The 10,377-nt window shown below is 68.2% G+C and carries 9 protein-coding genes; 7 read left to right on the top strand and 2 right to left on the bottom strand.

Annotated elements, in window-relative coordinates:
* The 3 genes from AC3A56_RS03785 to AC3A56_RS03775 all read left to right on the top strand — a co-directional run.
* Positions 1-2,746, top strand: a 2,746-nt coding sequence (locus AC3A56_RS03785; RefSeq protein ID WP_487769387.1) for a response regulator, incomplete at its 5' end; no start/stop codon positions are given.
* Positions 2,739-4,490, top strand: a complete 1,752-nt coding sequence (locus AC3A56_RS03780) for a chemotaxis protein CheB (RefSeq protein ID WP_487769386.1) — start codon at positions 2,739-2,741, stop codon at positions 4,488-4,490. The genes AC3A56_RS03785 and AC3A56_RS03780, both read left to right, overlap by 8 nt.
* Complete coding sequence (locus tag AC3A56_RS03775; RefSeq protein ID WP_056717823.1) at positions 4,487-5,011, top strand: chemotaxis protein CheW; 525 nt, start codon at positions 4,487-4,489, stop codon at positions 5,009-5,011. The genes AC3A56_RS03780 and AC3A56_RS03775 overlap by 4 nt, the downstream gene beginning before the upstream one ends.
* A gap of 62 nt (positions 5,012-5,073) precedes the next feature.
* Here the strand turns inward: AC3A56_RS03775 and AC3A56_RS03770 are convergent, their stop codons facing one another.
* Both AC3A56_RS03770 and AC3A56_RS03765 read right to left on the bottom strand, forming a co-directional pair.
* Positions 5,074-5,808, bottom strand: a complete 735-nt coding sequence (locus AC3A56_RS03770; RefSeq protein WP_056764069.1) for a 16S rRNA (uracil(1498)-N(3))-methyltransferase — start codon at positions 5,806-5,808, stop codon at positions 5,074-5,076.
* A 72-nt stretch (positions 5,809-5,880) separates the two neighbouring features.
* Positions 5,881-7,284, bottom strand: a complete 1,404-nt coding sequence (locus tag AC3A56_RS03765; RefSeq protein WP_487769385.1) for an adenosylmethionine--8-amino-7-oxononanoate transaminase — start codon at positions 7,282-7,284, stop codon at positions 5,881-5,883.
* Positions 7,285-7,351: 67 nt separating this feature from the next.
* On the opposite strand from AC3A56_RS03765, the gene AC3A56_RS03760 reads away from it, so the two are divergent.
* The 4 genes from AC3A56_RS03760 to cysQ are packed head-to-tail and all read left to right on the top strand — an operon-like array spanning position 7,352 to position 10,319.
* Positions 7,352-8,137 (top strand): type II secretion system protein N, encoded by a 786-nt coding sequence (locus AC3A56_RS03760; RefSeq protein WP_487769384.1) that lies wholly within the window; start codon positions 7,352-7,354, stop codon positions 8,135-8,137.
* Positions 8,138-8,152: 15 nt separating this feature from the next.
* Positions 8,153-8,929, top strand: coding sequence for an inositol monophosphatase family protein (locus AC3A56_RS03755; RefSeq protein WP_487769383.1), 777 nt, complete (start codon positions 8,153-8,155; stop codon positions 8,927-8,929).
* 23 nt (positions 8,930-8,952) lie between these two features.
* Positions 8,953-9,510 (top strand): ADP compounds hydrolase NudE, encoded by a 558-nt coding sequence (gene nudE, locus AC3A56_RS03750; RefSeq protein ID WP_007809604.1) that lies wholly within the window; start codon positions 8,953-8,955, stop codon positions 9,508-9,510.
* Positions 9,507-10,319, top strand: a complete 813-nt coding sequence (gene cysQ, locus AC3A56_RS03745; RefSeq protein WP_487769382.1) for a 3'(2'),5'-bisphosphate nucleotidase CysQ — start codon at positions 9,507-9,509, stop codon at positions 10,317-10,319. Before nudE ends, cysQ begins: the two co-directional genes overlap by 4 nt.
* Positions 10,320-10,377: the final 58 nt, after the last annotated feature.

The raw sequence follows: 10,377 nt of genomic DNA, 5'->3' as shown, positions 1-10,377 counted from the left end.
GGCTGCCGAGCAGGCTGCCGCGGAACGCGCTGCCGCCGAGAAGCTGGCTGCCGAGCAGGCTGCCGCGGAACGCGCTGCCGCCGAGAAGCTGGCTGCCGAGCAGGCTGCCGCGGAACGCGCTGCTGCCGAGAAACTGGCCGCCGAGCAGGCTGCCGCGGAACGTGCTGCCGCCGAGAAGCTGGCTGCCGAGCAGGCTGCCGCGGAACGCGCTGCCGCCGAGAAACTGGCTGCCGAGCAGGCTGCCGCGGAACGCGCTGCTGCCGAGAAGCTGGCTGCCGAACAGGCTGCCGCGAAGCGGGCCGAATCCGAGGCCGTGGCGAAGGTCGATGCCGCACCGGCGCCGGAAACCGCTCACGCCCTGGCAAGCCTCGGCCACATCGATGCCGACCTGCTGGAAGTCTTCATCGACGAGGCCCGCGAGATTCTGGACCACGCCGATGGCGTCCTGGCCCAGTGGCACGCCGATTCGGCCGATCTGTCGCACGTGGCCGAACTGCAGCGCGACCTGCATACCCTCAAGGGTGGCGCGCGCATTGCGGGTCTGATGGCGGTGGGCGATCTCAGCCACGCCATCGAAACCCTGCTCGAGAAGCCGATCCGCGACACGGCCAAGACCGCGCCGCTGATTTCCGCGCTGGAAGCGAGCTTTGACCAGTTGCACTCGATGGTGCAGCAGGTTTCGCAGGGTCAGGTGTCCGACTATCCGCAGGGCATGATCGATCATCTGCTGGCGCTGGCCGGTGAAACCACGTTCGCCGCCGACGCCTCGCTGGCCGCTGCGGTCATGACGACTCCGGCCGTCGCAGCCGTGGCGCCTGCACCGCGTCAGGCCGCCGCCGACTCCGACCTGCCCGAGCTGATGCCCGAGGTTGAGGAAGAGGTGCGGTCGACGCAGGAACAGATCCGCGTCCGCGCCGACCTGCTCGACAGCCTGGTCAATCATGCAGGCGAAGTGGCGATCTACCGTTCGCGACTGGAACAGCAGGTTGCCGGTTACCGCTTCAACCTGGTCGAGCTGGAACAGACGGTGGCCCGTCTGCGCAGCCAGCTGCGCATGCTGGAAATCGAAACCGAGGCGCAGATCATCGCGCGCTTCCAGCGCGAGCATCGCGAAGCGGGCCTCACCGTGTTCGATCCGCTCGAGCTCGACCGCTACTCGCAGCTGCAGCAGTATTCGCGCGCACTGGCCGAGTCGGTATCCGACCTGGTGTCCATCCAGAACATGCTGGACGAGCTGACGCGCCAGGCCGAGACCTTGCTGATCCAGCAGTCGCGGGTCAGTACCGAACTGCAGGACGGTTTGCTGCGCACCCGCATGCTGCCGTTCGACACGATGGTGCCGAACCTGCGTCGCACCCTGCGTCAGGCGGCGCAGGAAGAGCACAAGCAGGCCCAGCTGTACGTGGACGGTGCCCACGGCGAAATGGACCGCAACCTGCTGGACCGCATCAAGGCCCCGTTCGAGCACATGCTGCGCAACGCGATCGCCCACGGCATCGAGAGCCCGGCGGATCGCCGCAAGGCCGGCAAGCCGGTCGAAGGTTCGGTGCACATCACGGTGGCCCGCGAGGCGACCGAGGTGGTGGTGCGGGTCAGCGACGACGGTCGCGGCCTGAACCGCGAAGCCATCCGCAAGCGCGGCATCGAGCGCGGCCTGCTGCGTGCCGAGACCAAGCCGACCGACAACCAGTTGCTCTCACTGATCACCCAGCCCGGCTTCTCCACCGCAAGCACGGTGACCCAGCTGGCTGGCCGTGGCGTCGGCATGGACGTGGTCGCCAACGAGATCAAGCAGCTCGGCGGTTCACTGTCGATCGAGTCGGAAGAAGGCCAGGGCAGCACCTTCATCCTGCGCCTGCCGTTCACGCTCGCGGTGACCCAGGCCATCCTGGTGCGCATCGGCGAAGCGACCTTCGCGATCCCGATGACCTCGGTGCAGGGCGTGGCCCGGGTCAATCCGGAAGAGCTGACCGCCCTGATGGCTGAGGACGAGCCGTCGTTCAACTACGGTAACGAGGCGTTCGGCATTCATGATCTGGCCGAGTTGCTCGGCCTGCCGCCGGGTCTGCCGGCCGAAGACGAACAGCAGCCGCTGTTGCTGACCCGCGCCGGCGACCTGCGCGCGGCGATCCGCATCGACGCGGTGCTGGGTTCGCGCGAGATCGTGGTGAAGTCGGTGGGCCCGCAGATCAGTTCGGTGCCCGGCCTGCTCGGCGCCACGATCATGGGCGACGGCTCGGTGCTGATCATTCTCGATCTGGCGCCGCTGGTGCGTCACGGCATGATCCGCCGCGACCAGCGCCTGTCCGAAGGCCTCAGCGCGGTGCAGGCGCCGGTGGTCGAGGAAGTCCAGGTGCGTCCGCTGGTGATGGTGGTCGACGACTCCATCACCATGCGCAAGGTCACCGGCCGCGTGCTGGAACGCCACGAGTACGAGGTCAGCACGGCAAAGGACGGTGTCGATGCGCTGGAGAAGCTGCACGAGCGCGTGCCCGACCTGATGCTGCTCGACATCGAAATGCCGCGCATGGACGGTTACGAGCTGGCGACCCACATGAAGGCCGACCCGCGACTGCGCGACGTGCCGATCATCATGATCACCTCGCGCAGCGGCGACAAGCATCGCCAGCGAGCGTTCGACATCGGCGTGGATCGTTACCTCGGCAAGCCGTACCAGGAAGCGGAACTGCTGGTGCAGATCGGCGAAGTATTGGAGCAGCGAGCAACGGAGCCTGTTCATGACTGAAATGGCGCCGGCGGTTGCCCTGCTGTTTGACGATACTGAACTGGTTGGCCAGTTGCGCGAGGCGCTGCAGGAACGTGGTGCACGCATCGTGCACGAGGGCGGGGTTTCCAGCCTGAGTCGTGAACTGCTGCGGCAGGTGGGCGCCGACGTGCTGGTCATCAACCTGGACGACAGCGCCGACGATGCGCTCGATCACCTGTACGACGTGATCGACGACGAACGCCCCCGGGTGGTCTTCAATGATGCGCAGGCCAGCCGCTCGCTGGCCGGCTGGGATCGCGACCGCTGGGCGCGGCATCTGGCCGTCAAGGTGCTGGCGGCCGGTGATGTGGACCCGCCGCGCCCGGACGGTCCACACCTCGTCGACATGCCAGCTGCCGTGGCTCCGCCGCCGACCGTGACGCCGACTCCCGTCGCTGCCGCCGAGCCCGTCGAACCGGCTGCAGCGCCGGAATCAGTGGTCGATGAAGTGATGGATGCCGCCCCGGCGATGGCGGAAGCGGAACCCGACGCGGACGATTTCCTGCCCGTACACGACGATGCGGATGGCCAGCACGAACAGATCGCCACCGCCGAATCGGAGAACTTGGCGGCAGAGCTTGAGGCCTTGCTGGCCTCCGGTGATTTGCCTGCCGAAGATGAGGTCAGCTCGGGCCCCGGCCTGCGTTTCGTGGATGACCTCGAGCCGCCGCCCCTCCACGATGGCAATTTCCATGATGTAGGCGCGACCGGGCCGGCAGCGGACTTTGACGTGGTGGCGACCGTTGACGCGCCGCCAACGGAAGCAGCGCCGGTGCTGTCCAGCGTGACGCCGCCGACGTTCCAGATCGATCATCTCGAACTGTCTGCCTTGGTCGATACCGGCGTGGCGACGACGCCGACTTCGGCGCCGCATCCGCTCATGGCCGACAACGCGCCGGGCGTACGCGCGCCGGATGCATGGAGCCTGGTCGATGAAGACGCGGAACCCGCGCCAGCGGCACCCGAGAAACCCGATGCCGGCATGTTCGGCATCGAGAAAATGAGCGCGGCCGATTTCCTTGCGCCCGATGCCGATGCGGTCGCGGCGGATATCGAGCCGGTGATGAGTCTCGAGCTGGTTTCGATGGAAGAGGCCGTCGCGCCGCAGCCGTACGAGCGCGTGCCCGACCACGCGATGGTGCTGGACGAACTGGGCAGCGCGCTGAGCCGGGTGGTGGTGCTTGGTGCCGCCACCGATGGCATCGATTCGGTCTGTGCCTTCCTGGCGGCGTTGCCTGTGACCACGCGGCTGACCTTCCTGCATACCCAGCACGTGGGCGAACAGTCCGATGTGGCGCTGGCGGAGAAGTTCAAGGCGCATTGCGCGTTGCCCGTGCGATTGGCCGAACAGGGCCGCCGCGCCGGATCGGGTGAAGTGTTGATGGTGCCGGCGGGCCAGCAGGTGCGCCTGCGCCGTGACGGCAGCATCGAGCTTCAGGTCACTGGTGGCGAGTCCGCCGAAGCACCGTCGATCGACGCCAGCCTGACCATGGCGGCGAGCGTGTTTGGCCGTGATGCGCTGGCGATCGTTTTCGCCGGGCGCGGCAACGATGCGGTGGCCGGCGCGCAGGCGGTCCACGATCGTGGCGGCCAGGTCTGGGTAGAGTCGTCGTCCGGGGAACATTTCGCTGACATGGTCAGCGGGATCTTCGCCGAGCGGCTGGTCAGTTTTTCCGGCACGCCGACCGAGTTGGCGGCGCGCCTGATCGAGGTGTTTCCATGAGTGATCCGCTGCCGCGTGAAATCCGCTGCGTCCTGGTGCCGGTAGGCAACCAGCGCCTGCTGTTGCCCAACGCCAACATCGCCGAAGTGATCACCCAGAGCACGCCCGAGCCGCTGCCCGGCGCCCCCGCCTGGATGCTGGGACGGATCCAGTGGCGTGGCTGGCGCGTGCCGCTGGTGTCGTTTGCCGAGCTGGCCGGCACCGAGGCGGGCGACGCCGACCTGAGCGTGCGCGTGGCCGTGTTGAAGGCGCTTGGCGGCAACCCGAAGCTGCCGTTCATCGCGGTCCTGACCCAGGGTTTTCCGCGCCTGACCACGTTGAACGCCGAGCTGATCATTCCCACCCATGATGGCAAGCCCTTGCAGCCGGGCGTGCGCGCCCATGTGCTGGTGCGCGATGACGTGGCGATGATTCCCGACCTGGAATGGATCGAAGCCACCTTGCTCGACCTGTACGACGATTCCGGCGTGATGGACGTCGTCGAGACGGTGGAAGACGGCTCGATCGACGCCGACGACTGAGCTGTCGCGGCTTTTTCAAGTTTCCGGGACGAGTCTCGTGGCGGTGATTTCGCGACGGTGAATCAGCCGTCGCCGTGCAGCGCCTGCAAGGCCGCCATGGCAGCCAGTCCCGCCGTCTCCGTGCGCAGGATGCGCGGGCCCAGTCGCAATCCCTCGAAACCGGCGCGGGTGAGCGCGTTGATGTCGCGCTCGCCCAGGCCGCCTTCCGGGCCGATCACCAGCAGGCCGCCGGCGGCGCCGAAGCGCAGCTCGCGGGCCGAACGGGCGCCCTCCGGCAGCAGGGCAAGACGCAACGCACCGTCATCGGCGAGCCCGGCCAGCCAGCCGGCCAGCGGCTGTGCCGGGGTGATCTCGGGCAACCGCGCGCGTCCGCATTGTTCGCAGGCGCTGGCCGCGACCGCACGCCAGTGGGCCAGCCGCTTTTCGGCACGTGCGGGGTCCAGCTTCACTTCCGAACGTTCGGTGAGCAGCGGCACGATGCGGACGGCGCCAAGCTCGGTCGCCTTCTGCACGATCAGGTCCATCTTCTCGCCCCGCGCCACGCCCTGGGCCAGGGTCAGTGGCAGGGGCGACTCGTTCTGCACGGGCAGCTTCGCGTCGATCCGCACTCGCAGGTCGCGCTTGCCCAGCGCCACGATGGTCGCGTCATAGTCGCTGCCGTCGCCGTTGAACACGGTGAGCGGGTCGCCCGCATTCATGCGCAGCACCCGGCCGACGTGCTCGGCGGCCTGGGCCGGCAAGGCGATTTCCGCCGAGACGCTGAGTGGCTGGTCGAGATGGATACGGATCGTGCGCATGGGAACCGGGTGGCATGGAGCGGTCGCCCAGCATAGCGCGGGCGCGTGCCCTGGACAGGCCTCGCGCCTCGTTCAGTGGCAGACGGCGCGCTCGATTCCGGCAATGGCCGTGTCGACCAGCAGGTCGATTTCCGCCATGCTGACCACGTAGGGCGGCATGAAATAGATCACGTCACCCAGCGGTCGCAACAGCACACCGTGCTCCAGGCCGTGCAGGTAGACGCGCAAGCCCCGCCGCTGCTGCGCCGGGAACGGTCGCCGGCTGGCCTTGTCGGCGACCAGTTCCACCGCCGCGATCATGCCGGTCTGGCGCACGTCGGCGACATGCGGGTGATCGCGCAGGGCCTCCAGCCGGCGACCCAGATGGACGGCCAAATGGCGGTTGCGTTCCAGCACCGGTTCGTCGCGGAAGATCGCCAGCGTCTCCAGCGCCACGCGGCAGGCCAGCGGATTGCCGGTGTAGCTGTGCGAGTGCAGGAATGCCTTGCCGGCACTGTGTTCGGCGTAGAACGCCTGGTAGATCGCCTCGCTGGTCAGCACGGCCGACAGGGGCAGGAAGCCGCCGGTCAGTCCCTTCGACAGGCACATGAAATCCGGTGACACGCCGCCGCTGCGCCCGGATGCTGCAGGGGCCTGTTCGCAGGCGAACAGCGTGCCGGTACGGCCGAAGCCCACGGCGATCTCGTCGGCGATGAAGTGCACGGCGAACTCGTCGCACAGCGCGCGCAGGCCGGTGAGATACGCCGGGTGATACATGCGCATGCCGCCGGCGCATTGCACCAGCGGCTCGACGATCACCGCGCAGGTTTCGTGCGCGTGCTGCTCGAGCAACACGCGCAGGGCGGCGAGGGCACGCGTGGCCGCCTGTTCGGGCGATTCGCCGGGTTCGGCCTGATAAGTATCCGCCGACGGCGCCAGGAACGGCGTCAGCAGCAGCGGCGCGTAGGTCTTGCGGTACAGCGCGACATCGCTGACCGACAGCGCGCCCAGGGTCTCGCCGTGATAGCTGCCGGTCAGCGCGATGAAGCGGGTCTTCTCGCCGTGGCCCTGGTTGAGCCAGTAGTGGAAGCTCATCTTCAGCGCCACTTCGATCGCCGCCGAACCATTGTCGGCGTAGAACACCCGATCCAGTCCGGGCGGCGTGATCCTTGCCAGCTCTTCGGCCAGCGCGATGGCCGGTTCGTGGGTGAAACCGGCGAAGATCACGTGTTCGAGCGTGCGTGCCTGCTCGGCCAGGGCCGCGGCGATGCGCGGATTGGCATGGCCGAACAGGTTGGTCCACCACGAACTGATGCCGTCCAAGTAGCGCTTGCCGTTGGCATCGACGAGCCAGGCACCCTCGCCCCGCACGATCGGCAGCATCGGCACGCTGTTCGAGCCCGTGGGGTCGTGGTCGTGCATCTGGGTGCAGGGGTGCCAGACATGGCGCAGGTCGCGCGCTGCGAGCGCACTGTTGCCGTTTGCGAGGTTGGTCATCCGGCTATCATCGGTGCAGCGCGACGGTCGCTCAAGCCCGTGCATCGTCCCACCTGGAATTCCACGCTTGAAGTCATTGCGAACTTGCCTGATCGGTTTCGTCCTGTTGCTGGTGCTGGCCGCCGCGCTGCTGTGGTTCCTGCCCGCGCGCTGGGCACTGCCGTGGATCGAGCCGCCGCTGCATGGCATCCGTCTGCAGCAGGTCAGCGGCAGCGTGTGGAACGGCCATGCCGGCGCGGTGGTGACGGCGAACGGGCGGACCCGCGGCCAGTTGCAATGGCAGCTGTCACGACGCGCCTTGCTGGGTCAGCCGCGCCTGCGCCTGGATTTCGATGGGCAGCAGCTGCATCTTTCGGGCGGGCTGGAACGTCTGCCCGGTGATGAAGTGGAAGTGCGCGACGCGAACGTCCGGGCAAGCTCGACGGCGATCGGTGATGAACTCGCCACGCCCTGGGGGAAACCGCGGGGCGAGTTGCAGCTGCAGGTTCCCCACGCGCGGCTGCGCGCCGGCTGGCCGATGCAAATGGACGCGCAGGCGAGCTGGCATGACGCGGTCATGCGGACGCCGCAGGGCGACGTCGCACTGGGCGAATTGCAGGCCAGCGCACAGGCGCGCGGCGGGGTGATCGACGTGCAGCTGCGCGACTCCGGCAGCGGCCCGCTGCAGCTTGCCGGCGAGCTGCAGCTCAGCCCGCTGGGCTGGCGACTGGACGCCACGCTGCACGCCCGACAGACTGATCCGATGCTGCGTCGCTGGCTGGCCACGCTGGCGCCACCGGCGGCGGACGGCAGCACGCACATCCGGCGCCATGGCGGACTGGCCGCCAATGCGCCGCCAGCGCCCACCCACTGAAGGAACGAGACCCGCATGACTCCCGATATCGCCGCAACAGCCCTGGCAGCCGCCCGCGACGCGGCAGCGGCGGCCGCCGAGGTGATCCGCCACTACTGGCGTCGTGGCGTCGAGGTGGAACTGAAGTCCGACGCCACGCCGGTCACCGTGGCCGATCGCGAGGCCGAACAGGCGATCCGGAAGATCCTGCAGGCCGCGTTGCCGCAGGCGTCGATCTACGGCGAGGAGTTCGGCCTGGACGGCGAGCGTGGCGGCCTGCTGTGGCTGGTTGATCCGCTGGACGGCACCAAGAGCTTCGTGCGCCGCACGCCGTTCTTCTCCACCCAGATCGCCCTGATGGACGGCGACGACCTGGTGCTCGGCGTGTCGAGCGCTCCGGTCTACGGCGAGACGATGTGGGCCAGCGCCGGCGAAGGTGCCTGGCTGGACGGCGAACGTGTACGCGTGGCGGCGACCGGCGAAATGAGCGCGGCCTCGATTTCCACCGGCAACATCCGGACCCTCACCGGCGACTCCCGCTGGGATGCGCTGGGCGCGCTGATCCGCGACAGCAACCGGATCCGCGGCTACGGCGACTTCTGCCACTACCACCTGCTGGCGCGCGGCAGCCTCGATCTGGTGATCGAGTCGGACGTGAACATCCTCGACGTGGCGGCACTGGCGGTGATCGTGCGCGAGGCCGGCGGCGTGTTCACCGACCTGGACGGCGCTGCGCCGGGGCTGGACACGCGCAGCGTGCTGGCCGGCGCGCCCGCGATCCACGCGCAGGCGTTGCAGCGCCTGCGGCGCTGAGCCACGCGAGCTAGAATGGCCGGATGCGCAAACTACCGATCATCCACGCGACCCGCGACGTCACCGACAGCCATTTCCTGCACGTGGAGCAGGTCGACCTGGAGTTTTCCAACGGCGAGCGCCGCACCTACGAGAGGCTGAAGGGAAGCGGCCTGGGTGCGGTCATCATCGTGCCGATGCTGGATGACGAGACGGTGTTGCTGGTGCGCGAATACGGCGGTGGCGTGGGACGCTACGAGCTCGGCCTGCCCAAGGGGCGGCTGGACCAGGACGAGACCGCCGAACAGGGCGCCGAGCGCGAGCTGAAGGAGGAGATCGGCTACGGCGCGCACAAGCTGAAGATCCTGCACAACCTGTCGCTGTCGCCGTCGTACATGACGCACATGGCGCACGTGGTGCTGGCCCAGGACCTGTATCCCGAGAAACTGGTCGGCGACGAACCGGAGGAACTTGAAGTGGTGCCATGGAAGATGTCCGAACTGCACACCTTGCTCGGCCGTGACGACGTCACCGAGGGGCGCTCGATCGCCGCGCTGTTCATGGCCCGCGAATATCTGGCCGGAAGGTTCCGGAAATCATGAGCATGCCGCCCGAACTGGCAAGGAAGATCGGCGTCATCGCACGCGCAGCGGGGGTGGCCATCCTGGATGTCTACCACGGCGACTTCGCGGTGCAGATGAAGGACGATGCCTCGCCGCTGACCGCCGCCGACCTCGCCGCCCAGCAGGCCATCATGGCGGGCCTGTCTGCGCTCGATGAGCAATGGCCGGTGCTGTCGGAGGAAGCCAGCGCGCGGCCGTGGTCCGAGCGCCAGCAATGGTCGCGCTACTGGCTGGTCGATCCGCTCGACGGCACTCGCGAGTTCGTCAAGCGCAACGGCGAATTCACCGTCAACATCGCCCTGATCGACGACCGCCGCAGCGTGCTCGGCGTCGTGCTGGCGCCGGTGACCGGCGAGCTGTACGTCGCCGCGCAGGGCCAGGGCGCCTGGCTGCAGACACAGGCGAATGGCGTATGGCAGCGCATTCACGCAAGGGCGCTGGCGCAGCCGCCGACGGTGGCCGGCAGCCGCTCGCACGGTGGTGCGCAGGGCGAGGTGCTGCAACGCCTGATCGGCGACGACTACCGGATGGTGCCGCTGGGCTCGTCGCTGAAGTTCTGCCTGATCGCGCGCGGTGATGCGGACGTCTATCTGCGCCTGGGCCCCACCAGCGAATGGGACACCGCGGCGGCACAATGCGTCCTCGACGAGGCCGGCGGCGCCGTGCTGGATCTGGCCGGCCAGCCGTTCCGCTACAACCGGGGCGAATCGCTGCTGAATCCGGAGTTCATCGCGGTGGGCGATCGTGCGATCGACTGGGCCGCACGGCTGCTCAAAGGCGAGGAGTGAGTGAAAAGGAGCGAGTAGCGAGAGGGGCTCACGCTCCATCCCGCTCTCACGCCGGCTT

The organism is Rhodanobacter sp. Soil_C_14, assembly GCF_057657335.1.
Note: the sequence above shows the minus strand (reverse complement) of the source record. Positions and strands in the feature narration are given on the sequence as shown.

Coding starts and splice junctions, on each gene's coding strand:
- AC3A56_RS03775 (WP_056717823.1), top strand. CDS start 4,487: ATGAGTGATCCGCTGCCGCGTGAAATCCGCTGCGTCCTGGTGCCGGTA.
- AC3A56_RS03780 (WP_487769386.1), top strand. CDS start 2,739: ATGACTGAAATGGCGCCGGCGGTTGCCCTGCTGTTTGACGATACTGAA.
- nudE (WP_007809604.1), top strand. CDS start 8,953: ATGCGCAAACTACCGATCATCCACGCGACCCGCGACGTCACCGACAGC.
- cysQ (WP_487769382.1), top strand. CDS start 9,507: ATGAGCATGCCGCCCGAACTGGCAAGGAAGATCGGCGTCATCGCACGC.
- AC3A56_RS03755 (WP_487769383.1), top strand. CDS start 8,153: ATGACTCCCGATATCGCCGCAACAGCCCTGGCAGCCGCCCGCGACGCG.
- AC3A56_RS03765 (WP_487769385.1), bottom strand. CDS start 7,284: ATGACCAACCTCGCAAACGGCAACAGTGCGCTCGCAGCGCGCGACCTG.
- AC3A56_RS03770 (WP_056764069.1), bottom strand. CDS start 5,808: ATGCGCACGATCCGTATCCATCTCGACCAGCCACTCAGCGTCTCGGCG.